This window comes from Spirillospora sp. NPDC047418, assembly GCF_040643275.1.
In the GTDB taxonomy this organism is placed as follows: domain Bacteria; phylum Actinomycetota; class Actinomycetes; order Streptosporangiales; family Streptosporangiaceae; genus Spirillospora.
On the sequence record NZ_JBEYTW010000008.1, the window covers coordinates 16,888 to 41,983 of the forward strand.

Annotated in this window: 25 protein-coding genes; 5 read left to right on the forward strand and 20 right to left on the reverse strand. The window is 72.9% G+C overall.

Translation table 11 applies throughout. From position 1 onward, the window contains the following. Positions 1 to 121 precede the first annotated feature (121 nt). The 11 genes from ABZ806_RS06895 to ABZ806_RS06945 are packed head-to-tail and all read right to left on the reverse strand — an operon-like array spanning position 122 to position 10,138. A complete protein-coding gene (locus ABZ806_RS06895; RefSeq protein WP_500215897.1) occupies positions 122 to 1,000 on the reverse strand; it encodes an HpcH/HpaI aldolase/citrate lyase family protein in 879 nt (292 codons plus the stop codon). Beyond that, positions 997 to 2,157 carry an acyl-CoA dehydrogenase family protein gene (locus tag ABZ806_RS06900; protein WP_500215898.1) on the reverse strand — a complete coding sequence of 387 codons (1,161 nt, stop codon included), beginning with the start codon at positions 2,155 to 2,157 and terminating at the stop codon, positions 997 to 999. The genes ABZ806_RS06895 and ABZ806_RS06900 overlap by 4 nt, the downstream gene beginning before the upstream one ends. Further along, entirely contained in the window at positions 2,158 to 2,616 is a 459-nt protein-coding gene (locus ABZ806_RS06905; protein ID WP_500215899.1) for a Zn-ribbon domain-containing OB-fold protein, read from the reverse strand. It abuts the gene before it with no gap. Then, positions 2,613 to 3,761, reverse strand: coding sequence for an acetyl-CoA acetyltransferase (locus tag ABZ806_RS06910; RefSeq protein WP_500215900.1), 1,149 nt, complete (start codon positions 3,759 to 3,761; stop codon positions 2,613 to 2,615). The genes ABZ806_RS06905 and ABZ806_RS06910 overlap by 4 nt, the downstream gene beginning before the upstream one ends. Next, positions 3,758 to 4,213: a MaoC/PaaZ C-terminal domain-containing protein gene (locus ABZ806_RS06915; protein WP_500215901.1), complete on the reverse strand. Its 456-nt coding sequence runs from the start codon at positions 4,211 to 4,213 to the stop codon at positions 3,758 to 3,760. Before ABZ806_RS06915 ends, ABZ806_RS06910 begins: the two co-directional genes overlap by 4 nt. Beyond that, complete coding sequence (locus ABZ806_RS06920) at positions 4,210 to 4,710, reverse strand: FAS1-like dehydratase domain-containing protein (protein ID WP_500215902.1); 501 nt, start codon at positions 4,708 to 4,710, stop codon at positions 4,210 to 4,212. The genes ABZ806_RS06915 and ABZ806_RS06920 overlap by 4 nt, the downstream gene beginning before the upstream one ends. Next, positions 4,707 to 5,939 carry a Rid family hydrolase gene (locus ABZ806_RS06925; protein WP_500215903.1) on the reverse strand — a complete coding sequence of 411 codons (1,233 nt, stop codon included), beginning with the start codon at positions 5,937 to 5,939 and terminating at the stop codon, positions 4,707 to 4,709. The genes ABZ806_RS06920 and ABZ806_RS06925 overlap by 4 nt, the downstream gene beginning before the upstream one ends. After that, entirely contained in the window at positions 5,936 to 7,321 is a 1,386-nt protein-coding gene (locus ABZ806_RS06930) for an MmgE/PrpD family protein (RefSeq protein ID WP_500215904.1), read from the reverse strand. Before ABZ806_RS06930 ends, ABZ806_RS06925 begins: the two co-directional genes overlap by 4 nt. Next, positions 7,318 to 8,574, reverse strand: a complete 1,257-nt coding sequence (locus ABZ806_RS06935; protein ID WP_500215905.1) for a CaiB/BaiF CoA transferase family protein — start codon at positions 8,572 to 8,574, stop codon at positions 7,318 to 7,320. The genes ABZ806_RS06930 and ABZ806_RS06935 overlap by 4 nt, the downstream gene beginning before the upstream one ends. Continuing rightward, positions 8,571 to 9,605, reverse strand: coding sequence for an LLM class flavin-dependent oxidoreductase (locus tag ABZ806_RS06940; protein WP_500215906.1), 1,035 nt, complete (start codon positions 9,603 to 9,605; stop codon positions 8,571 to 8,573). The genes ABZ806_RS06935 and ABZ806_RS06940 overlap by 4 nt, the downstream gene beginning before the upstream one ends. Further along, the gene (locus ABZ806_RS06945; RefSeq protein WP_500215907.1) at positions 9,602 to 10,138 is read right to left on the reverse strand and encodes a MaoC family dehydratase; all 537 of its coding nucleotides are present in this window, start codon (positions 10,136 to 10,138) and stop codon (positions 9,602 to 9,604) included. The genes ABZ806_RS06940 and ABZ806_RS06945 overlap by 4 nt, the downstream gene beginning before the upstream one ends. Positions 10,139 to 10,427: 289 nt before the next feature. Here ABZ806_RS06945 and ABZ806_RS06950 point away from each other — a divergent pair, with 289 nt between their 5' ends. Then, the gene (locus ABZ806_RS06950; protein WP_500215908.1) at positions 10,428 to 11,216 is read left to right on the forward strand and encodes an enoyl-CoA hydratase/isomerase family protein; all 789 of its coding nucleotides are present in this window, start codon (positions 10,428 to 10,430) and stop codon (positions 11,214 to 11,216) included. A gap of 81 nt (positions 11,217 to 11,297) precedes the next feature. On the opposite strand, the gene ABZ806_RS06955 is transcribed toward ABZ806_RS06950, so the two are convergent. Further along, positions 11,298 to 12,053, reverse strand: a complete 756-nt coding sequence (locus tag ABZ806_RS06955; RefSeq protein ID WP_500215909.1) for a FadR/GntR family transcriptional regulator — start codon at positions 12,051 to 12,053, stop codon at positions 11,298 to 11,300. A gap of 336 nt (positions 12,054 to 12,389) precedes the next feature. Here ABZ806_RS06955 and ABZ806_RS06960 point away from each other — a divergent pair, with 336 nt between their 5' ends. After that, positions 12,390 to 13,316, forward strand: a complete 927-nt coding sequence (locus tag ABZ806_RS06960; protein WP_500215910.1) for a hypothetical protein — start codon at positions 12,390 to 12,392, stop codon at positions 13,314 to 13,316. 26 nt (positions 13,317 to 13,342) lie between these two features. Here ABZ806_RS06960 and ABZ806_RS06965 read toward each other — a convergent pair whose 3' ends face one another. The 7 genes from ABZ806_RS06965 to ABZ806_RS06995 all read right to left on the reverse strand — a co-directional run bounded on the left by ABZ806_RS06965 (position 13,343) and on the right by ABZ806_RS06995 (position 20,576). After that, positions 13,343 to 14,515: an acyl-CoA dehydrogenase family protein gene (locus ABZ806_RS06965; protein WP_500215911.1), complete on the reverse strand. Its 1,173-nt coding sequence runs from the start codon at positions 14,513 to 14,515 to the stop codon at positions 13,343 to 13,345. After that, on the reverse strand, positions 14,505 to 15,971 hold the full coding sequence (locus tag ABZ806_RS06970) for an amidase (RefSeq protein ID WP_500215912.1): 1,467 nt from the start codon (positions 15,969 to 15,971) through the stop codon (positions 14,505 to 14,507). Before ABZ806_RS06970 ends, ABZ806_RS06965 begins: the two co-directional genes overlap by 11 nt. Next, the gene (locus ABZ806_RS06975) at positions 15,971 to 16,699 is read right to left on the reverse strand and encodes an ABC transporter ATP-binding protein (protein ID WP_500215913.1); all 729 of its coding nucleotides are present in this window, start codon (positions 16,697 to 16,699) and stop codon (positions 15,971 to 15,973) included. Before ABZ806_RS06975 ends, ABZ806_RS06970 begins: the two co-directional genes overlap by 1 nt. Beyond that, the gene (locus ABZ806_RS06980; protein WP_500215914.1) at positions 16,699 to 17,472 is read right to left on the reverse strand and encodes an ABC transporter ATP-binding protein; all 774 of its coding nucleotides are present in this window, start codon (positions 17,470 to 17,472) and stop codon (positions 16,699 to 16,701) included. The genes ABZ806_RS06975 and ABZ806_RS06980 overlap by 1 nt, the downstream gene beginning before the upstream one ends. Further along, on the reverse strand, positions 17,469 to 18,479 hold the full coding sequence (locus ABZ806_RS06985; protein WP_500215915.1) for a branched-chain amino acid ABC transporter permease: 1,011 nt from the start codon (positions 18,477 to 18,479) through the stop codon (positions 17,469 to 17,471). Before ABZ806_RS06985 ends, ABZ806_RS06980 begins: the two co-directional genes overlap by 4 nt. Further along, the gene (locus ABZ806_RS06990) at positions 18,472 to 19,341 is read right to left on the reverse strand and encodes a branched-chain amino acid ABC transporter permease (RefSeq protein WP_500215916.1); all 870 of its coding nucleotides are present in this window, start codon (positions 19,339 to 19,341) and stop codon (positions 18,472 to 18,474) included. The genes ABZ806_RS06985 and ABZ806_RS06990 overlap by 8 nt, the downstream gene beginning before the upstream one ends. 74 nt (positions 19,342 to 19,415) lie before the next feature. Beyond that, positions 19,416 to 20,576, reverse strand: a complete 1,161-nt coding sequence (locus ABZ806_RS06995) for an ABC transporter substrate-binding protein (protein WP_500215917.1) — start codon at positions 20,574 to 20,576, stop codon at positions 19,416 to 19,418. A 233-nt stretch (positions 20,577 to 20,809) separates the two neighbouring features. On the opposite strand from ABZ806_RS06995, the gene ABZ806_RS07000 reads away from it, so the two are divergent. Genes ABZ806_RS07000 through ABZ806_RS07010 form a run of 3 tightly spaced genes read left to right on the forward strand, consistent with a single transcriptional unit; the run spans position 20,810 to position 23,750 of the window. Continuing rightward, on the forward strand, positions 20,810 to 21,943 hold the full coding sequence (locus ABZ806_RS07000; protein ID WP_500215918.1) for an acyl-CoA dehydrogenase family protein: 1,134 nt from the start codon (positions 20,810 to 20,812) through the stop codon (positions 21,941 to 21,943). Continuing rightward, positions 21,943 to 22,581 carry an enoyl-CoA hydratase/isomerase family protein gene (locus ABZ806_RS07005; protein WP_500215919.1) on the forward strand — a complete coding sequence of 213 codons (639 nt, stop codon included), beginning with the start codon at positions 21,943 to 21,945 and terminating at the stop codon, positions 22,579 to 22,581. Before ABZ806_RS07000 ends, ABZ806_RS07005 begins: the two co-directional genes overlap by 1 nt. Positions 22,582 to 22,625: 44 nt before the next feature. Beyond that, positions 22,626 to 23,750, forward strand: a complete 1,125-nt coding sequence (locus tag ABZ806_RS07010) for a PP2C family protein-serine/threonine phosphatase (protein WP_500215920.1) — start codon at positions 22,626 to 22,628, stop codon at positions 23,748 to 23,750. 80 nt (positions 23,751 to 23,830) lie between these two features. Here ABZ806_RS07010 and ABZ806_RS07015 read toward each other — a convergent pair whose 3' ends face one another. Next, positions 23,831 to 25,093: a nucleotide sugar dehydrogenase gene (locus tag ABZ806_RS07015; protein WP_500215921.1), complete on the reverse strand. Its 1,263-nt coding sequence runs from the start codon at positions 25,091 to 25,093 to the stop codon at positions 23,831 to 23,833. Positions 25,094 to 25,096 lie beyond the last annotated feature (3 nt).

The window sequence follows — 25,096 nt, forward strand, 5'->3', positions numbered from 1 at the left end:
GCCTCTTTCCCTTGCGACTCGCGTTCCCAAGTTGTCGTCAGATCTATCTCTCGACCACGGTTGACTACGTTCGCCCTGCCCGATTCTCGTGCAGGCAGGGTACGCCATTTATATGTCTGATCTATTTCGGAGTGGTGATCGGCCCGCGACCGGACGTGGCCAGCGTGCGGCGCGCGAGCCGGATCACCGCCGCGTCGATCAGCCGGCCCTCGGCGTCCAGCGCGACGCCCGACCCGGCCCCGGCGGCCGCCTCGTACCGGGCCAGGACGTCCGCCGCCCGCGCGACCTCCGGCGCCGACGGGGTGAACACCTCGTGGACGACCGGGAGCTGCGCGGGGTGGATGCACGCCCGTCCCGCGAACCCCTGCCGCCGGACGCGCTCGGTGGACTCGGCGAGCGCCGCGGGATCGGCGGTGATCGCCGACACCGGGCCGACCGGCGGGTGAAGCCCGGCCGCGGCGCTGGCCATGACGACCATGCTCCGGGCGAACGCCAGCTCCGCCTCGTCCGGGCCCGGGTCGAGCCCCGCGTCGGCGGCCAGGTCCACCTCGCCGATCTGGAGCCGGTGCACCCTGGGCGCCCGGGCGATGTCCCGGACGTCCAGGATCGCCCCCGCCGTCTCCAGCAGCGGCATGAGCGCCGTCGTCACGTCGCCGAGCCCGGCCAGCAGCCCGGCGACGGCCGCGACGTGCGCCGCGTCCTCGGCCTTGGCGAGGACGAGCCCGGTCAGCGCGGGCAGCCCGGCGAGCGCCCGCACGTCCTGCTCCCCCGCCGCGCCGCCGTTGACCCGCACCCACAGCTCGGCGCCGCCGGTGTCCAGGCCCGAGCGCAGCCAGGCGGCGACCGCGCGCCGCGCCGCGTCCCTGCCGTCCGGCGGGACCGCGTCCTCGAGGTCGACGATCAGCGCGTCGGCGCCGCGCGCCAGCGCCTTGCCGAGCTTGTCCGGGGCGTTGCCCGGGACGTAGAGGTAGCTGCGCGGCAGCCGCGCCGGGGCGGTCACCGCACGACCGTCTCGCCGCGCAGCAGGGACTTGGCCACGACCGTCCGCAGGACGTCGTTGGTGCCCTCCCCGATGCTCATCAGGATCGCGTCGCGGTAGAGCCGCTCCACCTCGTACTCGGTGGAGTAGCCGTAGCCGCCGTGGACCTTCATCGCCTCGATCGACGCCTGCAGCGCGACCTCCGAGCAGAAGATCTTCGCCATGCCCGTCTGCCCGTCGGCGCGCCCCCGGCGGACCGCGTCCGCCGCGAAGTAGGCCATCAGCCGGGCGGCCTGGAGCTGGGTCGCCACGCTCGCGAGCTGCAGCTGCACGGCTTGGAACTCGCCGATGGACTGCCCGAACGCCCGGCGCTGACCGGCGTAGGCCAGGGCCTCGTCGTGGGCGCGCTGGGCGATGCCGACCGAACGGGCGGCGATGTTGACCCGGCCCCACTCCAGCGCGGACAGCGCGTGCTGCATGCCCTTGCCCTCGACGCCGCCGAGCAGGTTCTCCCTCGGCACCCGCACGTTGTCCAGGACGATCTCGCAGGACTCCGTGCCCTTGTAGCCGAGCTTCGGGATGTCCTTGGTGATCTGGTAGCCCTCGGTGCCCGCGTCCACGAGCAGGATGCTCATGCCCTTGTGCGCGGGGGACGCGGAGGGGTCGGTCTTCACCAGCACCGGCAGCGGGTCCGCGTACCGCGCGTTGGTGATCCACATCTTCGCCCCGTTGACGACGTAGTGGTCGCCCTCCAGCCGGGCCGTCGTGCGGATGCCCTGCAGGTCGGTGCCCGCGTCCGGCTCGGTGAGGCCGATGCCGGTGCGGCGCTCACCGGACGCGAGGCCGGGCAGGTACTTGTTCTTCTGCTCCTCGGTGCCGCGCATGGCGATCATGCGGCAGGCCAGCGAGTGGCTGCCGAGGATGCCAGCGATGCCCATCCAGCCGCGCGCGATCTCCTCGAAGACCAGCGCGAACGAGACGGGGTCGAGGTCGAGGCCGCCGTACTCCTCCGGGACGGTGATCCCGAACAGCCCCATGTCCCGCATGCCCTTGACGATCTCGGTGGGGTAGCGGCCGGACTGCTCCCAGTCGCGCGCCACCGGGATGATCTCGTTGTCGACGAAGTCGCGCAGGACGGCGCGGAACTCGCGCTGGTCCTCGTTGAGCTGGAAATCCATTCAGTTGCCTCTCTCGGTCTCGGGGGACGGCGCCTCGTGCGGGACGAACACCGGCAGGGCGCGCCCGTCGTCCAGGTCGACCCAGGCGACCCGGACCGGGTCGTCAATGCGCCATGCGTCCGGCTCCCGCTCCTGGAGGCGGGTGAGGAGGACGACGCCCTCGTCCAGCCGGACCCGTGCGATCACGTACGGGACGGCGAGGTCCGGGCGCGGCGCGCGGTGCACCACCGTGCAGGCGTCCACGACGCCCGTGCCGGCGGACGCGGCCCAGTCCAGTTCGTCCGACCCGCAGTGAATACAGAGCGCACGCGGCGGGTGCTGCGCACCCGGCCGGTCCTCCCGGACGCAGCGCGCACAGGTCTGCAGGACGAGGCGGTGCTCCCGCGTCGCCTCCCACCACGGGCCCGTGATCTCGTCGGGCGCCGGGACGTCGGGCTTGAAGCCGTCGAGGCCGGTCATCCGTCCACCCCCAGGATCACCGTGGCGTGCGTCGACAGGATCCCGCCCGTGCCGTGCGCGACGGCGAGCCGCGCGCCGTCGACCTGCCGGTCTCCGGCCTCGCCGCGCAGCTGCCGCACCGCCTCGACCAGCAGCAGGATCCCGAACTGGCCCGGGTGGCAGTAGGACAGGCCGCCGCCCGAGGTGTTGAGCGGGAAGTCGCCGCCCGGCCTGATCCGGCCGCCGGCGATCCAGTCGAGGGCCTCGCCGCGCCCGCAGAAGCCGAGCCCCTCCAGCGTCAGCGCGACCGTGATCGTGAACGAGTCGTACACCTGCACGACGTCGATGTCGGCCGGGGTGACGCCGGCGCGGGCGAACGCGTCCGCGCCGGAACCGGTCGCGCCGGTGACGGTCGGGTCGGCCACCGCGGTCATCGAGGTGTTGGTCGTCCGCTCGCCGTATCCGAGGACCTCGACGGGCGTGCGGCGCAGGTCGCGGGCGCGCTCCAGCGAGGTGAGGACGACCGCGCCGCCGCCGTCGGTGACGAGGCAGGAGTCCAGCGCGGTGAGCGGGCTGGAGATCATCGCCGAGCCGAGCACGTCGTCCGCGGTGAGCGGGCCCTTGCCGTAGCGGAACGCGGCCGGGTTCAGCAGCGCCCACTCCCGCGCGGCCACCGCGACCTCCGCGAGCTGCTCGCGCGTCTTGCCGTACGCGTGCAGGTACCGCTGCGCCGCCATCGCGTAGTACGACAGCGGGAACAGCGGCCCGTACGGCGTCTCGAACTGCGCTTCGGGCGTGTGGTCCTCGACGACGCCGCCGAGCGAGCGGGACCGCGCCGACCGCTGGTTGGACGCGAAGCTGATCACGATGGTCTCGGCCTGGCCCGCCTGGATCGCCTGCGCGGCGCGGGCGACGAACATCTCGAACGCGGAGCCGCCCGCGTAGGTCGAGTCCGTCCACGTCGGCTCGATGCCGAAGTAGTCGGCGAGCTGGGTCGCCGAGAACCGGGCGACGCCGGTCGTGGCGATGCCGTCGACGTCGCGCAGGGTGAGGCCCGCGTCGTCCAGCGCCCGCGAGACCGCCTGCGCCTGGAGCCCGAGGATCGACCGGTTCGTCACGCCGAGGTCGCACTCGGCGGCGCCGGCGATCGCGACACCCGTGCTCATCGTGCCCCCTCTCCCCCCGGCCCGTCGGCCGTACCGAGCAGGACGCGGGCGCTCGCCGGTGCCACGGCGACGCGGTCGATCTCGCCGCCTGCGCCGACGACGACCACCCGCAGGTCGAGGTCGAGGCGGCCGTCCCCGGCCTCGGTGACCGTGCCCTCGCAGCGGACGGTCTCCTCCGCGAACACCAGCGCCTTGAAGGTGAACTCCAGCGTGCGGACGAAGCACCGCGGGCCGAGCCAGTCCTGGATCTGCTCGACGAGGAGGGCGCCGAACACCTGGCCGTCCACGACGACGCCGGGCAGCTTGGACGCCCGGATGAAGTCGAGGTCGTAGTGCAGCCGGTACCAGTCCCAGGTGGCCCCCGCGTAGGCGATCATCTCCGGGAAGGTGATCGTCCGTTCCAGCGGGGGCACCGTCTCCCCGACCTGGTGTACTGCCGTCGCGGCGGTCATGCCTCCACCTCCAGCGATACGTAGATGATGGTCTCCTCGTTCTCCGCGAGCAGGTCCCCGTCCTGCTGGGTGTACGTCGCCCGCGAGGTGATGATCAGCATCTCCGCGCCCGCCCGGTTCCGCTTGCCGACCACCTCGGTGATCTCCCAGGTGGCGGTGACGATGTCGGACGGGAGGACGCGGCGGTGGAACACGTAGCGGTTGCCGCCGCGCACCTGCCGGGTGCCGGGCAGGTCGATGCCCCAGGTATGGCCCGCGTGGCCGTCCGGGTCGATCGGCAGGTTCGCGTACTGGTTCGTCTCGCAGATCAGCGTCGGCGGCGCGGTCACGTCCGCCAGGCCCTGCGCCCGCGCGTACTCCGGGTCGGAGTAGAGCGGGTTGTGGTCGCCGATGGCCAGGCCGAAGTAGCGGCCGGCCGCGGCGCCGAGCGGCTCGGGCGCGGTGTAGACCTTCGTGCGGCCGGCGAGGGCGCGCATCTCGTCGGTGAGCAGCGTCATGACGCCTCCTTCACGGTCGGCGCGCCCTCCGGGTACAGCGCGGTCGGGAACACCTCGAGGAGGAACTCCGGACGCAGCAGCCCCGCGCAGATCGCTCCGGTCGACGCGGGCCAGGGCGGCGACAGCAGCCGCTCCCGGACGGGCGCGACCGCGCGGTACTGCCGCAGCGCCGACTCGACGCAGAACTCGATGGTGGACAGCAGGTCCGCCGGGCCGAGGCCCGCGTACTCCAGCAGGTGCAGGACGGAGCCGTAGGTGGCCTCCGCCTGCGCCCCGATGTCGTCCGGGTGCAGCGCCTCCTGCGTCTCCATGTCGAGCGCCGCGAACCCCGCCATGAACAGGGTCCGCCCCGCGCGGACGCCCGGCGCGTAGGTCAGCGTGTCGTACCGGGACCAGCCCGGGTTCACGAGTTCGAGCGGGTGCCGCGACGCGGTGACGTCGATCGCGACGAGCGACTCGGGGTGGTGCAGCCGGCTCATCAGGATGCCGCCGGCCCCCGGGTACACGCCCGCGCCGCCGAGCCGCTCCTTCCGGACGCGGTGGGTCTTGCGGTAGACCTCGCGCGTGGCGGGCGTCGAGTAGTCGTAGGTCGTCACCGCGTTGTCGAGCGACAGGCCCGCCTTGCGCAGCAGCGCGTCCGCCCGGTCGAGGCAGTAGGCGTACTGGCCGGCGAAGTCGCCGGGGCTGACGATGTCGCCCGACTCGTCCAGCGGGACCATGGTCGGCAGGTGCACGGTGCCGTCGTGGCCCTCCCGGACCGGCGAGGGGACCCACGTCCCGGCCTCACGCCGCTCGCTGGCCGCGAGCAGCTCGGCGCCGCCGCCGCGGACGGCGTGCAGCTCGACCTCCAGCAGCGCGGCCGACCGGACGAGCCGCTCCACGACCACCGTCGTCACCGTGGGCTCGTGCTCGCCGAAGACCTCCCTGCGGACCGCCGCGGCGGCCTCGTAGTCGGCCAGCCCGGCGATCGTGACGTTCTCCGTCACGTGCACGACGTCACCGGGGCCGTACCCGGCCGCCTCGATGATCGTCATGGTCTTCCGGTAGGCGGTGCGCGCCTGCTCGGCCATCGTCCCCGAGACGGTCATCTTCCCGACCGCCTCGTCGAACGCGGCGGACGTATGCCCGGACGACCACGCGCCCCCGTCCTCCGACAGACCGAGGCAGAACGTGAATCCCTCATAGGGGAACCACGGGAAGACGGCGGGCTTGATCGCTTGCAGTGTCATTGGTCCTCCTGCCGGTTGAACTGGGCGAGGCCGGCGGCGGCCCCCATGACGGCGGCGGCGTCCGGCTGCGCGCCGAGCGACTCGACGGTCCGCGCGAACCCCTCCGCCTCCGCCGCCGGGACGCCGGCGGAGCCCGCGAACTTGGCGAGCAGTGCCGCACGGCTCAGCGGGCGGTCGCCGCCGCCCGCGCTGCGCGGGACCGAACCCGTCACCTCGCGGCCGTCGGCGAGGGTGATCGTGACGCGGCCTGGTGCGTCGGCGGCGTTGACGCCGGGCGGCGCGGCGACGTCCCAGCGGACGCGCGCGGCGAGCCGGGTCACCGCGGGCCGGGCGATCGAGCCCGGCGCGAAGGTGTCCAGCGCCAGTCCCCCGTCGGTGATCAGCGCCGCGACCGTCCACGGCAGCGAGAACTTCGCCGCGTACGGGGTCGCGGGCCGGGTCAGGTCGCGGGAGGTGTCGCAGACGGTCGGCTCCGAGTCCGGGTGGACGACGGCGTGGACGCTCGCGATCTCCTCCGGGACGAGCCGCTCGCGCGCCATCGCGTCCAGGACCGCGTCGATCGTGGCGTGCGACAGCTGGCATGCCGCGTACGGCTTGATCCCGATCCGGGTGGTCTCCCAGCGCTCCCCGAGCCCGGCCACGATGGACGCCGGGTCCGCGGGCCTGCCGGAGAGGGCGTCGAACACGCCGTGCGGGCCGTCGAAGACGGTCTCCGGCCCGGTCGCGCCCGCCGCCGCGAGCCGCGCCGCGATGATCCCGGACTGCGACGCGAACCCGGGGTGCAACTGCTTGGTGGACGCGCCCGTGCCGAGGAAGGCGAGCAGGCCGCCCGCCTGGCTGCCCGCGATGCCGAGCGCGCCGGCGGTCCGCTCCTCGTCCAGGCCGAGAAGCCGCGCGGTGATCAGCGCGGACGAGAAGACCCCCGCGACCATGGTCGCGTGCAGGCCGCGGGCGTGGAAGCCGTGCGGCGCGGCGGCCGCGACGCGGCAGGCCGTCTCGTACCCGGCGACCGCCGCCGTCAGGATCTCCCGGCCGGAGGCGCCGGTCTGCTGGCCGACGGCGAACGCGGCGGGCAGCACGACCGCGGTCGCGTGCACCAGCCCGCCCGCGTGCGTGTCGTCGAAGTCCAGGGCGTGCACGAGCGTGCCGTTCGCGAGGGCGGCGGCGGGTGCCGACAGCCGCTCCCCGGTGCCGAGCACCGCCGCCTCCGGCGGGCCGCCGAGCCCCCGCGCCACCTCGATCGCGGGGGCCGCCGCGCCCGTCCGAAGGGCACCGAGCGCGGTGCCGAACCCGTCGAGCAGGTGCCGCGTCGCGGCGGCGTCCACCTCCCCGGGCACCTCGGCCAGGCCGAGCGCCCAGGCGGCCAGTTCCCGTGCGATCACCGTGACGCCGCCTCGGGCTCGGGGCCGGTGGACGGCGCGCTCCGCGCGGCGGGCGGGTCGCCGAACGCTCCCCCGGCCCGCAGCCGCTCCACCGCGGCGTCGTCGTACCCGGCGATCTCCCGGACGACCAGGTCGAAGTCCTCGTTGCGGTGCGGCGCCCTGCGGTACTCGACCGGCTCGGAGCCCACCCGGACCGGCGAGGCGAGCTGCTCCACCGTCCCGAACCGCGGGTGCTCGGTCGTGACCCGCAGCCCGCGGGCCTTCGTGTGCTCCTCCCGCATGGCCTGCTCGACGTCGTTGATGGGGCCGCAGGGGATGGCCGCCGCGTACAGGTCAGCCAGCCACTCGGCCACGGTGCGCCGCTGGAAGATCTCCTCCAGGAGCGGGATCAGCGTGTCCTTGTTGTGCCGCCGGTCGGCGAACGAGCCGAACCCCGACGCGGGCTCCGCCCACTCGGGATGACCCACGACGGAGGCCAGCCGCGTCCAGAACTTCTCCTTCGCGCAGCCGACGATGAACCAGCCGTCGCTCGCCTCGAACGCCTGGAACGGCACCAGCGACGGGTGCGCGGAGTGGCTCGTCCGCTCCGGGGTGAACCCGGCGTTCAGGTGCCAGACCGCCGGATAGGTGAGCAGCCCGATCGCCGTGTCGTACAGGCTGACGTCGCAGTCCATGCCGACGCCGTCGCGGCGCGCCGCGTGCAGCCCGGCCAGCAGCGAGATCGCCGCGACGAACCCGCCGGAGTAGTCGACCATCGACAGCCCCGACTTGGTGGGCGGGCCGTCCGGCTCGCCGGTCAGGTCCATCCACCCGGCGAGGCCCTGCAGGACGTAGTCGTAGCCCGGCTCCTTGCTGCGCGGCCCGGTCATGCCGAACCCGGTGAGCGAGCAGCACACGATCGCCGGGTTCAGGTGCTTGAGGTCGTCGTAGGTGATGCCGATCTTCTTCGGGACGTCGCCGCGCAGGTTGGAGTAGACGACGTCGGACACCTTCACCAGGTCCTCGAAGACCTGGCGGCCCGCGTCCGTCGACAGGTCGAGGGACAGGCTGCGCTTGTTGCGGTTGAACGTCTCGAAGAACAGGGAGTCCTCGCCCTCGCCGTACGGGGGGACGTAGCGGCCGACGTCGCCGCCGGACCGGGGCTCCTCGATCTTGATCACCTCGGCGCCGAGGTCGGCGAGGTGCATGCTGCCGAACGGGCCGGCGCCGTACTGCTCGACGGCGATGATGCGGACGTCTTCCAGAGGTTTCACGAAGCGCTCCCTGTGAGATCTGGCAGCAGCGAGATGAGTTCGTCCTGCGCCGCGCGCGTCTCGGCGACGCCGAGACCGTGGGTCGGCGGGCTGAGCTTCACCGAGTCGGCGAGGCCCTCGTAGGCGGCGATGCGCTCGGCGACCTCCGCGCGCCCGCCCGCCATCGTCAGCGCGTCGATCATCTCGGCAGAGACCGTCTCGGCGAGGTGCTCGGCGCCGGTGCCGTTGCGGAACGCGCCGATCACGGCCTGCTGCTGCTCGGCCAGCCCGTGGAAGTCGAAGAAGTCGGCGTAGGTGCGGACGCTCGCGTAGAAGCCGACCAGCCCGGAGACGCGGCGGCGCGCGGTGGCGCGGTCGTCCGACACCGAGCAGCACGCGGAGACGACGACGTCGACGTCCGCGCGCTTCTTGCCCGGGGTCCGGGAGATCCCGGTCTCCAGCTCCGGCAGCACCCGCTCGGCGAGGTAGCGCGGCGAGCACAGCTCGTGGCTGATCCAGCCGTCGCCGATCTCGCCGGCCAGCCGGGTCATGGCCGGGCCCATCGCGGCGATGTGGACGGGGATGCCGGTGCGGCGGACGGCGAACGGGCGCTGGTAGCCGCGGATCCGCATCGGCTCCTCCTCGCCCGGAAGGTCGATCGGGTCGCCGGTGGTGCAGGTCTCCCAGAAGTGGCGGACGTTGCGGACGACCTCGCGCATGTGCCGGACGGGCTTGCCGAACGGCACGTTGTGCCAGTCCTCGTTGAGCCGCTGCACACCGGAGCCGAGGCCGAGGACGAACCGCCCCTCGGACAGGTCGTCCAGGTCCAGCGCCTCCAGCGCGGTGATCATGGGGCTGCGGGTGAACGCCAGCGCGATCCCGGTGCCGATCCGCGCCCGCTCGGTCGCGGCGGCGAGCGCCGCCGCGGCGACCGTGGCGCTGCGGTGCAGCTCGGGCACCCAGATGACCTCGGCGCCGCCCGCCTCCGCGCGGCGGGCCGCGTCGGTCAGCTCCGCGAGCGTCTCCCCCCACGGCGCGAAGGTGATCTTCATGCGCGCTCCCGCTCGGTGTCGAGGGTGAGCGGCTTCTTCGCCTCGGGGAACAGGTCGTTCAGCGGCTCGGCGCCCCGCTTGTAGACGTAGAAGGTGCGGCGGAACGTGCAGACCTCGTCGCCGTCCTGGTTCAGGGTGCGGGTGCGGATGGTGACGATGCCGGCGTGCGGGCGGCTCGACGACTCGCGCTTCTCCAGCACGATCGACTCGCTGAACAGCGTGTCGCCGGCGAAGACCGGGTGGGGGAGCTGGATGTCCTCCCAGCCGAGGTTGGCGAACGCGTTCTGCGTGGTGTCGATGACACTCTGCCCGACGGCGATCGCGACGGTGAAGGTGGACACGACCAGCTGCTTGCCGAACTCGGACTTCGCGGCGTACTCGCGGTTGAAGTGCATCTGGTTCGTGTTCATCGTCAGCAGCGTGAACCAGGTGTTGTCGCTCTCGGTGACCGTGCGACCCAGGGGGTGCCGGTAGACGTCGCCCACCTGGAAGTCCTCGTAGAACCGTCCGTTCCACCCGTCCTTGAGCGTCATGGCCGTCCTCTCGCATCGCACTGGGAGTCGCTAAAGTCAGACATATCGATTCTAGGGTACGGCCAGCCTGGATGTCCAAGCCGGGACGGCCTCCCGTTCCGGCTCTCGCCACGGGCCGTACCTGCACTTTTACGATGACAACCGCGCCGGTCGCGGCCAACCTCGGTCACTTTGGGGCAGGGTGGGCGCGCGGGGGAGTTGACTCCCGCGGGGGTCCCGCTGATACTCCATCATGTTGATACATCAGATATATATCGGGCGGGGTCTCGCCCGAAAGGAGGGCGGGCCGGTGCCGACGCTGGAGACCATGAGCCTCGACGTGACGGGCCGGGTGGCGCGCATCACGTTCACCCGGCCCGAGTCGATGAACAGCCTGACCGAGCGCGTCTTCGACGAGCTGGAGGCCGCCATCGACGCGGCCGAGGCCGACCCGGGCGTCCGCGTCCTCGTCATCGGCGGGACGGGCCGCGCGTTCAGCGTCGGCCTCGACCTCGCCCTGCTGGACGAGGCGTTCGCCGACCCCGCCGTGTGGGAGCGCCTCGCCAAGCGGCTCGCCGCGCTCACCCTGCGGCTGGAGGGCCTGTCGATGCCGGTGATCGCCGCCGTCAACGGCCTCGCCCGCGCCGGCGGCTTCGAACTGCTACTGGCCTGCGACCTGGTCCTCATCGCGGACTCCGCGCGCATCGCCGACGCGCACGCCGAGTTCGGCGTCATCCCCGCGGGCGGCTCCACCGCGCGGCTGCCCCGCATCGTCGGCCGCCAGCGCGCCAGGGAGATCTTCCTCACCGGACGGTGGATTCCCGCCGCCGAGGCCGTCGAACTGGGGATCGCCCTGGCATCCGTCCCCGCGGACGAACTGGACGCCGCCGTGGCCGACCTGGCCGGCCGCCTGGCCACCCGGTCCCGCGCCTGCATGGCCGCCATGAAGCGCCAGTTCGCCGCAGTGGAGGCACTCCCCCTGGCAGAGGCGGTGGTCCCCGAGATCGAGGAGTTCATCTCCTACACGACGCCGCCGGACTCCGACGGCCAGGAAGGCTTCCGCGCCTACCGCGAGAACCGCCCCCCGACCTGGGCCTGACCACCCCGCGCCCGACCCACTCTGCGCCCGGCCACCGGAACCCGCGCGGGCGCCGGAACCCGCGCGGGCGGCGGGAGGGCGTCAGGACTCGCGGTAGGCGCCGCGGATGTGGCGCAGGTGGGCGCGCATGGCGGTGGAGGCCGCCTCGCCGTCGCCGGCTTCGAGAAGGTCGATGATCTGGCCGTGCTGGTCGTCGACCTGGGCCCAGAACTCGGCCGGGGAGTCGGCGTTCAGGAAGCGCGTCCGCAGGACGTGGAAGACCGGCTGCGTCATCATCGTGAGCAGCCCGTTCCCGGTCGCCTCCATGATGATCCCGTGGAAGTGCCGGTGCTCCTGGAACTTCACGCTGCGGCCCCGGGAGCGCTTCTCCCGCTCCATCGCGGCGCGCAGCGCGTCGAGGTGGCGCTGCTCGCGGCGCTCGGCCGCGATGGCGGTGGCGGGGACCTCCAGTAGTTCGCGGGCCTCCAGGATCGCCGACAGCGGCAGCGCCGCCGAGCCCGACATCAGCCCGATGCCGGCCTCCAGGAACTCGCTGATCTGGTCGGGCTCGATGCGCGAGACGAAGGTGCCGCCGGTGGTGCCGCGGACCGTCTTCACCAGGCCCTGCGAGGCCAGCACGCGCAGCGCCTCGCGGACCGTGCTGCGGCTCACCCCGAAGTTGCCGCCGATCTCGCCCTCCGGGGGAAGGCGGTCGCCGGGGGCCAGCGATCCGTCCAGGATCAGTTCGCGCAACTGGTCCGCGACCTGCTGGTAGGCGGGGCGCAGCCGGCTGACCGGGAGCGCGGTCGCCGTCCCCGTGCCGGAACGGCCGGAGGTGCTGCCTTTGGTGCTGGACACGTCGCTGTCCCCCTGGTCTGGCTTCGAGGTGCTGGTACTTGGGTGCGGGAACTCCGTGCCGCCGGGACTCACAGCACGCTTGAGCATACATCGGACATCACGCGATGCCGCGCCCGGCGGGAGCGGTGCTCGGGCCGGGGGCGCCGGCCCGGCCGGCGCTCTTCGCCCTGGCGGGTGCGGTGGAGAAAACCTCCGACACCTTACCGGAGACCGGCCGGTGGGCCGGTGACGGTGCAAGGTGTCCTGCCCCACGTTCCGATCCGCTGGCTTTGATACCCTTGCCGGTAATACATCAGACTTTAGCGGGCCGGTTCCGGTTGCGAAGCGGTGGCGGCGATGGGGGTCGGGGACGTGTTCGACGGTATCGACATCGTGGTCCTGCCGGTGGCCGGCACCGGTCCGCTGCTCGATCTGTACGTGGGCGCGATGGGCTTCGAGGTCATCGAGCAGGGGCCGGTGCGGGAGCCCGCGCTGTGGCGGCGGCTGTGGGACCTGCCGGCGCCGCCCGCGGCGTCGGTGCTGCTCGGCAAGCCCGGGAGCAGGGGCGGATGGATCAGGCTCGTGGACGTGCCCGGCCTGCCGCGCCCCGACGCCGCCGGCGTCCCCGACCGCCCCGGGCCCTACGCCCTCGACTTCTACCTGCGCCACCCGGACGCCACCGAGGACGCGATCGCCGAGCTGGGATGGACGTTCGTCAGCGACCCCATCGACTACCTCCTGCCGGGCACCGAGTACCCGGTCAGGGAGCGGCTGCTGGATCAGACCCGCTCGGGCCTGCGCCACGCGTTCGTCCAGTACCGGGAGGGCCGGACGCGGTGCGTCCTCGGGGAGCGGCCCGAGGTGGACGTCAGCGAGGTCAACGCGGTCGTGTTCGCCACCGCAGACCTTCCGGGGGCGCGGGCGTTCGTGACGGACGTCCTCGGCGGCCGCGTCTACTTCGACGGCCGCTTCGACGGCCCCGCGGTGGAGCGGCTGCTCGGGCTGGCGCCCGGTGACGGCTTCGACGCGGTCATCGCCCGCGGACCGGCGTCGCGCAACGCCCGGCTGGAGTTCCTCCAGCACGTCGCCCCCGCGGCGCCCCGGCCGCCGCACGCCGGTCCGCGGGTCGTCGCGGGCTGCGCGATGGACGACCTCGACGCGCTCGCGGCGCGCCTGGCCGGGGGCGAGCACGGCGTCTCGACCGGTGTCGTCGAGACGGCCGAGGGCCCCCAGCTCGGGCTGCGCTCCCGCTACGGCGCGGCCTTCCAGTTCTGGCAGCGCTGAGGACCGGCCGGTCACGGGAGGCGGTGTCACAGCAATCGGGCGATCTCGTCGAGCATGACCTCGGTCGACCCGCCGCCGATGGCGAGGAAGCGGGCGTCCCGGGCGATGCGCTCGACCGCCGACCCCGTGACGAACCCGTTGCCGCCGTTGAACTGGACGCACTTGTACGCCAGCTCGTTGACGATCTCCGGCACCGAGGACTTCAGCACGGCCGCGTGCGTGCGGGGATCCTGGCCGCCGTCGGCCAGCGCCGCCGCGTGGTACAGCAGGGTCTTCACCGACGCCAGGCGCGCCGTCAGCCGGGCCACCTCGTGCCGGAGGGCCTGCAGGTCCCAGAGCCGCCCGCCGTAGCCGGGCCGCGCGTGCAGCCAGGCGACCGTCTCGGCGAGGGCGGCCTCGCCCAGGCCGACGGCCTGCGCGGCCAGGCCGATCCGCTCGTGGTCGAGGCCCGCCATCATCCAGCGGAAGCCCTCCCCCTCCGCGCCGAGGCGGTTGCGGACGGGGACGCGGCAGCCGTCCAGCACCAGCTCACCGGTGTCGCACGAACGCCAGCCGGTCTTCTCGAACGTCCGCCCGTTGGACAGGCCGGGCGTGCCGCGCTCCACGGCGAACAGGGAGAGCCCGTGCCGTCCCGGCTCGCCGGTCCGGGCGACGACGAAGAACAGGCCGGCGATGTTCGCGTTCGTGATGAAGGTCTTGCGGCCGTCGAGGACGTAGGAGTCCCCGTCCCTGCGTGCGCGGACGGCGAGCCGGGTCAGGTCGGAGCTCGCGTCGGGCTCGGTGACGGCGAGCGCGCAGATCGTCCGGCCGGACAGGATGCCGGGGAGGAACCGGCGCCGCTGCTCCGCGTCGCCCGCGCGGGACACGTGCAGCGCGGAGTAGTCGGTGTGCACCGAGATCGAGGTGGCCACGCCCCCGAACGTGGAGCGTCCCAGCTCCTCGTTGAAGACGACCGCGCCGCGCGTCCCCGCGCCGCCCCCGCCGTGCTCGGCCGGGAACGACAGGCCGAGGAAGCCGAGCGAGCCGAACTCGGTGAACACCTCGTCCGGGACCCGCAGCTCCGACTCCCACTTCGGTGCGCGCGGGACGACGCGGTCCCGCACGAACCGGCGCAGGACGTCGCGCAGCGCGCGGTGCTCCTCGTCGAGGAACGTGTCATCGAGCCGGAGGGAGTCGATGACACGGTTGCTAGCGGACATGGGCCCGGGGCGCGCTCGCCGCGAACGTCGTCATCGCGCCGACCAGCGTCGCGTCCCGGCCGGGAGCGGCGACCCACTGCAGGCCGAACGGGAGGCCGTCCCGGTCGGTGCCGAGCGGCTGCGTCCCGCAGGGCAGCGCGGCCAGGTTCGCCAGGACGTTGTACCGCAGATGCGCGGCGGCCATGGTCACCTCCGTTCCGCCGACCGGGACCATCCCGTCGGCGACGGCGTCCGCCTTCGGCGCGACGCAGGGCATCGTGGGCATCGCCAGCAGGTCGACGCCGGACAGCGCGGCGAGCGCCTCGCCGCGCAGCAGGTGCCGCACCCGCTGCGCCCGGACGTAGGCGCCGGCGGGGACCTGTTCGGCGAGGTCGAGCATGGCGCGCACGTCGGCGCCGAACAGCGCGCCGGCGCCGGGCCCGCGCCGCTCGCGGTGGTAGTCGAGGCACTCCCCGAGGATGATCGTCATGCCCGCGGCGACGGCGGCCCAGCCGTGCGGGATCTCCACGTCGACGACCTCGCCGCCCAGGTCGCGGACGGTGCGCAGGGCCCGCTCGACCGCCGCGCCGATCTCGGGGTCGATGGGCTCGTCCAGCGTGCCGGCCGGGACGCCGACCCGCAGTCCCGCGAACCCGGCGGGCCGGGCCGCGCCGCCCGCCGCGGAGATGATCCCCAGGGCGGCCGCCGACAGCGCGATGTCGGCGGCGGTCGCGGCGATCAGCCCCACCCGGTCCAGCGACCAGGCGAGCGGCAGCACGCCGTCGCCGGGGAGCCGCCCGGGGGACGGGACGAACCCGGCCGTCCCGCAGTAGGACGCGGGGATCCGCACCGATCCGGCGGTGTCGCTGCCGAGGGCGAGCCGTACGTGCCCCGCGGCGACGGCCGCCGCGGAACCGCCGGACGAGCCGCCCGGGATCCGCGCGGTGTCGCGGGGGTTGCGGGTCGGCGGCGTGGTGCCGCCGAACGCGTACTCGTGCGTGGTGGTCTTGCCGACGATCACCGCCCCGGCGGCACGGAGTCGCGTGACGCACCCGGCGTCGGCGGCGGGGACGCGCCGCCGGGGGCCGCTCAGGTGCCGGGACCCGCCGGCGGTCGGCAGCCCGGCCACGTCGATCAGATCCTTCACCCCGACCGGGAGGCCCCGCAGCGGCCCGCGTCCGCCGTTGCGCTCCGCCTCGGCGCGGGCGCCCTCGGCGTCCACGAGCGCCCAGGCGCGGATCTCCCCGTCCGTGGCGGCGATCCGCTCCAGCGCCCGCTCGACCGCCTCGACCCGCTCGACCCGCTCGGCCGGATCGGGATCCTGCGCGGCGGGGACGGGCAGGGCGGTGTCGTCCGGCGGGTCGCCCTGGTAACACGCGCCCGGCAGGCTCGCCTCCCCCAGCGCGATGCCGTAGAGCCGTTCGAGATCGGCGTTGAGCGGGCCGCCCGAGAGCGGAGCCCCGGTCCCCGAACCCATCACGCCCCCAGGTAGGCCGAACGGACCACTTCGTCGTTGGTCAGCTCCTCGATGTCCCCCTCGACCACCACCTCGCCCTGCCGCAGCAGGTAGCCGCGGTCGGCCAACTCGAAGGCGAGCGGCGCGTTCTGCTCGATGAGCAGGATCGACAGCCCGCCCTTGCGCAGCGCGGCGAGCGCGTCGAACACCTCGCCGGTGATCTTGGGGGAGAGCCCCATGGACGGCTCGTCCAGGATCAGGATCTCCGGCTCGGCCATCAGCGCGCGGCCCACCGCGACCATCTGCTGCTCGCCCCCGGACATCGTCGACGTCTCCTGCCCGGCGCGCTTGCGCAGCACCGGGAACAGGTCCATGACCTTCTCCAGGCGCTCCTCGACCACCGCCTTCGGCACCTTGCCGTGGTAGCAGCCGAGTTCCAGGTTCGTCTGGACGGTCTGCTCCACGAACAGGTGCCGGCCCTCCAGGACGCTGCCGATGCCCCGCGCGACCGCCTCGTGCGGCTGCCGCGGCATCGGCTCGCCGTTCACCCGGATCGTGCCCCCGGCCGGCCGGTACAGGCCGCCGGCGAGCCGCGCGAGGGTCGTCTTGCCCGCGCCGTTCGGCCCAATGACGCAGACCGCCTCGCCGCGGTCCACGTGCAGGTCCACGCCCTTCAGCGCGCTGATCGCCCCGTACCGGTAGACGACGCCGCTCAGTTCGAGCAGCGGACCGTCCTGCGCCCGTGCCATCAGTCCTCCTCGCTCGTCGGGACGGGGGCGGCGACGTCCGCCGTCCGGTGGTGCCGGCCGCCCAGGTACGCCTCCAGGACGGCGGGGTCCTGGGTGACCTCGTCCGGCGTGCCGCGCGCGATCACCTTCCCGAAGTCGAGCACCGTGCAGTTCTGGCAGACCGCGTGGACGAGGTCCATGTGGTGCTCGACGAGGATCACCGTGACCCCCGAGTCGCGCATCTCGCGCAGCATGTCCGCGAGGTCGCCGCGCTCCTGCGGGCTGAGCCCGGCGGCGGGCTCGTCCAGCAGGACCACCGCGGGGTCGGCCACCAGCACGCGGGCCAGCTCGACCCGCCGCTGCAGCCCGTAGGACAGCGCGGCGCCCGGCTCGCCGGCGAGCCCGGCCAGATCCAGCCGGCCGAGCACCTCCTCGACCCGCTCCCTGGCCTGCGCCGGAGCGGTCGTCGTCCGCGCCGCGACCAGCAGGTTCTCCCGGACCGACATGCTGCCGAACAGCCGGACCGTCTGGAACGTCCGCACCAGCCGCGCCCGCTTCACCAGCCGGTGGCTCGGCCAGCGCGTCACGTCCTCGCCGCCGATGAGCACCGCGCCGCTGGAGGGACGCTGCAGCCCGCTCAGCACGTTCAGCAGCGTCGTCTTCCCGGCGCCGTTCGGGCCGATGATCCCGTGGATCTCGCCCTTGGCGGCGGTGAAGCTCACGCCCGCGACGGCCGTCAGCCCGCCGAAGCGGCGGGTGATGTCGCGCGCCTCCGCGGTTCCCGGAGTCCTCACTTGGACACCTCCGTGATCGTCGCCCCCGAGCCGGGCCTGAGCCGGGTGAACCGGGCCAGCAGCGCGCGGGCGATCCGGGTCAGGCCGGACAGCCCGTCCGGCAGCACGGCCATGAAGACGACCACGACGACGCCGAGCACGGTCAGCGCCCAGGAGCCGCTGCCGGGCACCTCCGCGATCAGCCAGGTCACCAGCGCCGCGCCGAACACCGCGCCGTAGATGTTGCCGAGGCCGCCGAGGATCACCATGACGAACAGCTGGATCGAGATCGCCGTGGAGAACAGCGACGGGTCGATGGCGGTCTGCAGCGGCGCGTTGACGCCGCCCGCCAGCGCGCCGATCGCGGCGGAGATCGCGAAGATCTGCACCTTGCGCGCGGTGATGTTCACCCCGACCGCCCGCGCGGCGACCTCGTCGTCGCGCAGCGCGGCCAGTTCCCGGCCCATCCGGGCGGCCAGCAGCCACCGCGACCCGAGCAGGACGAGGACGAGCGTGACCGCGACCAGCAGGTACTGGTCGCGCGGATCCAGGAGCTTGTGCCCGAAGATCTCCGGGAACGGGATCGGCGCGTACCCGTTCGCGCCGCCGAGCGGGCCCGGCAGCATCAGGAACGCGTGGATGGCGGTACCGACGGCGAGCGTCGCCATCGCGAGGTAGTGGCCGTGCAGCCGCAGCGCGATGTAGCCGACGAGCACGCCGACGACCAGTGCCAGCACGACGCCGAGGACCAGCGCGGGCAGGAACGCCATCTCCCGGTCGAGCATCAGGTAGGACGTCCCGTACGCGCCGATGGCCATGAACCCGGCCTGGCCGAGCGCGAGCTGCCCCGCGCCGCCGATGGTCAGGGTCAGCCCGACCGCGGCGATCGCGGCGACGCCGATGTTCACGCCGAGGGCCAGGTCGGTCACGCTCGGGTTGGTGAACGCGTAGCCGAGCAGGATGACGGCGGCGACCACGGTGGGAGCCAGGTGCCGCCCGGCCCGGAGGGCGAAGGCTTTGTCAGGCAAGGCGCTGCCTCCTCAGGCCGAACAGGCCGTTCGGCATCACTAGCAGGACGATGATGAGGGCGATCAGCACGATCGGGTCGACATAGCTGTTGGAGATGACCGCGGCGAGCTCGCTCTCGAACACGCCGAGCAGCACGGCGCCCACGATGACGCCCCGCGTGCTGGCGAGCCCGCCGAGCACCGCGCCGGTGAAGCCCTTCAGCGTCAGCGCGGTACCGAGCGTCCCGCCGGCGAGCGTGATCGGCGCGACCAGCACCCCGGCGAGCGCGGCCAGCCCGAAGGCCAGCGCGAACGCGATGGCGCGCATCCGCGAGACGTTGATGCCGACGGCCTGGGCGGCGAGCTGGTCGGTCGCCGCGGCGACCATGCCGCGGCCGGTCCTGGACCGGCCGAGCAGCAGCGACAGGCCGATCGCGACGGCGATGACCACCGTCCAGATCAGCAGGTCCTGGTAGCCGATCCGCATTTCGCCGATCTCCAGGACGCCGCGGTGGACGGGCGGGAACGGCTTGCCGTCCGGACCCCAGACGAGGTGGCCGCCGTTGGCGAACACGAGCATGATCCCGACGGTCGCGGCGATCGTCGCGATGTGCCCGTTGTTCTGCGTCGGCAGGATCACGAGCGCGTCGTAGGCGATGCCGAGCAGCAGCCCGGCGATCAGCACCAGCAGCGCGACGAGCAGGATCGTGTCCAGTCCCTGCCTGACCAGGGTCAGGCCCAGCAGGCCACCGATGATCACCTTGTCGCCCTGGGCGAAGTCGAGTACCCCCGTCATCCGGTAGACGAGGTGGAAGCCGAGGGCGACGAGCGCGTAGATGGCGCCGAGCGTGAGACCGGAGACGAGAAGGTCGATGATGCGCACGGGCGGATTCCTTAGGGGCGAGGGCGGTGGCCGGGCCGTCGTCCGGCCCGGCCACCGTCATCTGCTGGTCGAGGTCAGCCCTTGTCCGGGACCGCGTACTGGCCGTTCTTGAACGTGACCGGCTTGAAGGCGTCGGCGTTCGGGCCGCCGCGCCAGTCGGCGGTGTAGGCCAGCTTTCCGACGATGCTCTCGAAGTTGAGCGACTCGATCACCTTGGAGAGCTCCTCGCCCGTGTAGGACGGGGCCTTCTCGATGGCCGCGGCGGTCAGCTGCACCGCCACGTAGGCGTAGGTGCTCAGCACCGAGGGGGCCTCACCGAACTTGGCCTTGTACGCGTCGAGGAACTTCTTGGTCTTCTCGTCGGGGTTCCCGTAGTCGACGGCCGTCAGCGAGACGACCTTGTCGGCCGCGTTCCCGCCCGCGGTCTCCGGGACGAAGTCGGAGGAGTACGCGAGGTCTCCGATGATGAGGCCCTTGTAGCCCGTCGCGGCCACGCTCTTCAGCACCAGGGCGTCGCTGGACCCGCCGGCGCCGTACAGGAAGATCGCGCCGGGGTTCGCCGCGGCCGCCTTGCCCGCCTGCGCGGTGAAGTCGAACTTGCCCGGGTCGAAGCCCTCGGAGTTGACGATGTCGATCCCGGCGGCCTTGGCGGCGTTGCTGATGTCGGTGTTGCCCGCCTGGCCGTACGGGTTGTTCGCCCAGATGATCGCGGCGTTCTTGGCGCCCTGCTCCTTGGCGTAGTTGACCATGGCCTCGGAGTTGGCCTTGCCCGGCAGCGGCACCTCGAAGACGTGCTTGGTGCCGTTGGCGACCTCGGGCTGCGCGACGAGGAGGATCTGCGTGACGCCGTACTGGTCGGCGAGCGGGGCCACCGCCTTGGCGTTCGCGGAGATGCCCGGCCCGATCACGACCGGCACCTTGGTCTCGGTGGCGAGCTTCTTGAACCCGGCGGTGGTCAGGTTCACCGAGCCCTGGTCGTCCACCTCCTCCAGCTTGAGCTTGCGGCCCTTCACGCCGCCGGCCGCGTTGATCTCCTCCACGGCCAGCTGCATGCCCTTGGCCTCCTGCTGGCCGACCGCGCCGAGCGCACCGGTGGTGGAGTTCACGACGCCGATGGTGTAGGTGTCGCCCGATCCATCTGATGTATCCGATCCGGATGACCCGCAGGCCGTCACGGAAACGGCCAGAGCGGTCATTACCGCGATGGCCGCGTGGCGACGCATGGCTGCTCTCATGATCTCTCCTCGATGATCCCCTTGGTCGGGCGATGCAAGCACCCCCACCCACACCAGGGGGTGAATACGTCAGAGTTTGCACGATGGGATCCGGTTACGACAAGCCCCCGATGCCGGTGTTTTTACTGGTAGGCCGGATCCGTACGGGGTGGCGCAGGCTCGGTCCAGCGGCCCGCCTTCGGCTAGTGTGAGAATACATCAGTCTTTTACACACGAGTCTGAAGGAGGCCGGTGTGCGTCCGACACCCTCGGCGGCGGAGCTGGACGAGCTGCGCGAGACCGTCCTGCGGATCTGCCGCGAGTACGGGCACGAGTACTACGTCCGCGCGTCCGACACCGGCGACAACGCGCGCGAGCTGTGGCGCGCGCTCGGCGGGATCGGCGCGCTCGGCGCCGGCGTCTCCACCGAGCACGGCGGGGCCGGCGCGGGCGTCGAGGCGCTCGCCGCGGTCGCCGAGGCGATCGCCGAGGCGGGCGTGCCGCTGATGCTCATCGCGCTGTCCCCCGCCGTCTGCGCGACCATGATCGACGGGTTCGGCTCGCCCGCCCAGAAAGCCGCGTGGCTGCCGGGCCTCGCGGACGGCTCCCGGGTGCTCGGCTTCGCCATCACCGAGCCCGACGCCGGCTCCAACACCCACAACATCCGCATGCGGGCCCGCCGCGACGGCGGCGGCTGGCTGCTGTCCGGCCAGAAGTACTACGTCTCGCACGTCGACAACGCCGACGCGCTCCTCACCGTCGCCCGCGTCGAGGACGAGCTCAAGGTCTTCCTCGTCCCCACCGACGCGGCGGGCCTGACCACCAGCCCCATCGAGGTCGAGATCCTTTCCCCCGAGCGGCAGTACAGCGTCTTCTACGACGACGTCCGCGTGGACGACTCCGCGCTGGTCGGGCCGGACGCCGGCATGGCCGTCCTGTACGCGGGCCTCAACCCCGAGCGCATCGTCAGCGCCGCCCTCCTGAACGGCATCGCCCGCTACGCGCTCGCCATCGCCGTGGCCTACGCCCGCGAACGGACCGTCTGGGACGTCCCCATCGGCGCGCACCAGGCGGTCTCCCACCCGCTGGCCCGCGCCGAGACGGCCCTGACCGCCTCGCGCCTGCTGACCGCGTCCGCCGCCCGCGCCTTCGACCGCGGCGAATCCGGCGGCGTGGAGGCGGCCATGGCCAAGTACACCGCCTCCGAGGCCGCCTCCACCGCGCTCGACGCCGCCATGCAGACCCTCGGCGGCAACGGCATGTCCCGCGAGTACGGGCTGGCGACGCTGCACGGGCTGGTCCGCCTCTTCCGGATCGCCCCGGTCAGCTCGGAGATGCTGCTGAACCACATCGCGCACAAGCGGCTGTCGCTGCCGAGGTCCTACTGATGCGCGTCCGGCGCGACGGCGCCCTGGTCAGGGCGACGCTGTCCCGTCCTCCGGTGAACGCCCTGGACTCGGCCGCCTACCGGTGGCTCGCCGAGACGTGCGGGGCCATGCGCCCGGACGAGTGCCTGCTGCTCGACGCCACCGGCGACGTCTTCAGCGCCGGCCACGACCGCGGCGAGCCGGCCGCGGGCGACGCCCTGACCGCCGGTACCGCCGCCCTGACCGCCGTGCTGCGCTGCCCCGCCCCGGTGGTCGTCGCCGCGCAGGGGCCCGCGATCGGCGCCGGCGCCCTGCTGCTCGCCGCCGCCGACGTGCCCGTCATCGCCTCCTCCGCCTGGCTGCGGCTCCCCGAACTCGACATCGGCGTGACGATCGGCCAGGCGATCCTGCGCCGCCTCCTGCCGCCCGCCATGGCGAGCCGCGCCTTCCTGACCTCCGAGAAGATCCCCGCCGCGAGCCTCGGTACCGCCGTCGTCTGCGCGCCGGAGGACCTGCCCCGGGTGGCGGCGGACGCGGCCCGGGCCGTCCTCCGCAAATCCCCGGCCCTGGTCTCCCTCGCCCGCCGGACCTGGGCCGAACGAGAAGAGGCCGCGACCGCCTACGAGGCCGAACTGGCCGCCTTCCTGTCCACCACCTGACGCCATCACAATCGGTGATCATGCGATCACTAGACTGAGAGGTGATGCGCACCTCGAACGACGCGGACGGCCCGGACGGCGCCACGAGGCGGGCCGATCGCGCGGCCCCGCTCTCGTGGCCCGCCGTGATCCTGTGGCTCACCGGGATCACGGCGGTCCTGGCGGCGACCGGTGTCATCCTCAGCAGGGAGACGGGCTTCGCGCCGTTCCTCGTCTTCCTGCCCATCCTGATCGCCGGGCGGGGCACCGCCCGCCAGACCGCGGTCGCCGCCGCGTGGGCGACCCTGGTCATCGTCGGCTCCCTGATCCGCAGCCCCCTGGACACCCCGGCGGCCAACGCGAGCGTGCTCGTCTTCGCCGTCGCGCTGAACGGCCTGAGCATCACCCAGGCGCTGCAGCGCGTCCGCAACGAGGGGAAGATCATCCGGCTGCGGTCGGCCGCCGCCGCGCTGCAACGCCAGGTCCTGCGCCCCTTCCCCCTCGTCACGGGCGAGCTCCTCGTGCACGGCCTGTACGAACCCCTTGAGGAGGACAGCCAGGTCGGGGGCGACATCTACGAGGTCGTGGCGACCCCGTACGGCAGCCGGGTGCTCATCGGCGACGTCCAGGGCAAGGGCCTGCCCGCCATCAGCACGGCCTTCGCCGTGCTCAACTCCTTCCGGGAGGCGGCCCTGGCGCAGCCCACCCTCACCGCCGTCGTGGACGCACTGGAGAGTTCGGTGCAGCACCACAACTCGTTCGCCGCGCAGGCGGGCGACGCGGACCGGTTCGTCACCGCCCTGGTCCTGGACATCGGCCCCGACACGAAGATCCAGGCGATCGACTGCGGGCACGTCCCGCCCTACCTCCTGGAGCACGACCGCGCCGGTCAGGTCCCCCTGGGCGAGGCGTCCGTCCCGCTCGGGCTGGCCTCGCTCACGCCCGAACCACGCGCCGTCACATGGTTCGACTTCCCTTACGGCTCCACGCTCCTCCTGTGCACCGACGGCGTCACCGAGGCCCGCAGCCCGTCCGGCGCCTTCTTTCCCCTGGCCGAGCACGTGGCCGCCTGGAGCGACCTCCCGCCGGAGGACATGGCCCCGGCCATCCGCCGCGAACTCCAGGAGCACACCCAGGGCAGCCAGACCGACGACACGGCCGTCCTACTCCTCCGCCGCAAACCCCGCTAGCCGCACCGAACGCGTTGACCTGCGGCGTGTTGTTGTTATGAGCGGCCGGATAACAACAACACGCCGCAGGTCAACGGAGTTCAGAGGAGTTCGACGGTGTCGTGGTGGACGTCGCGGGTGCGGCCTCGGGTGTCGAAGAGGAGGCGGGCGTGGCGGGTCAGGGTCGCGGCGTCGTAGGCGGCGTGGTCGGCGAGGACGATCGCGAGGTCGGCGTCCCGTAGCGCGGAGGTCAGGTCGCCGCCCGCGTGCGGGACCTGGACTCCGTCCACGTCCCAGGACGCGACGAAGGGGTCGTGGAAGGCCAGGTCGGCGCCCAGGTGGGCCAGCCGCCGCGCGACGGGGCGGGCTGGGGATTCGCGTTGGTCGGCGATGTCGGCTTTGTAGGTGACTCCCAGGAGGAGGACTTTGGCGCCTTTGAGTGCGCGTCCTTCGCGGTTGAGGAGTTGCTGGGCGCGTTCGGCGACGTAGCGGGGCATGCGGTCGTTGATCTCTTGGGCGAGTTCGACGAAGCGGAAGGGGTAGCCGAGGGAGCGGACTTTGTAGGACAGGTAGTTGGGGTCGATGGGGATGCAGTGGCCGCCGACGCCGGGGCCGGGGCGGAAGGCCTGGAAGCCGAAGGGTTTGGTGGCGGCGCAGTCGATGGCGTCCCACAGGTCGATGCCCAGTTCGTTGCAGAACACCGCCATCTCGTTGACCAGGGCGATGTTGACGTGCCGGTAGGTGTTCTCCAGGAGTTTGGCCATCTCGGCCTCGCGGGTGCCCTTGGCCTCCACGACCCGGTCGACGAACTTGCCGTAGAACGCCGAGGCGGCCGACGCGCACGCCGGAGTCAGCCCGCCGACGATCTTGGGGGTGTTGCGCACCCCGTACACCGGATTGCCCGGGTCGACGCGTTCGGGGGAGAACGCCAGGTGGAAGTCGGCTCCGGCGCTCATGCCCGAGGTTTCCAGGAGGGGGCGCACCAGCTCGTCGGTGGTGCCGGGGTAGGTGGTGGATTCCAGGACGACCAGGGCACCCGGTTCCAGGTGACGCGCGACCGTTTCGGCGGCGTCGCGCACGGCGGTGAGGTCGGGGCCACCGCCGGGTGACAGGGGTGTGGGGACGCAGATGGCGATGGTGCGGGCGCCGTCCAGGACGTCCTCGCGCAGGCTCGGGGTGAACCCGGCCGCGAGCATGTTCTGGACGTGGGCGGGTGAGACGTCGCCGATGTGGGAGAGGCCCGCCTTGAGGCCGTCGACCACGCGCGCGGCATGGTCGAGGCCGCCGACGCGCAGGCCGGCCCGGCACGCCTCCCTTGCTAGCGCAAGACCCACATAGCCGAGGCCGATGACCACCAGGTCCATGTC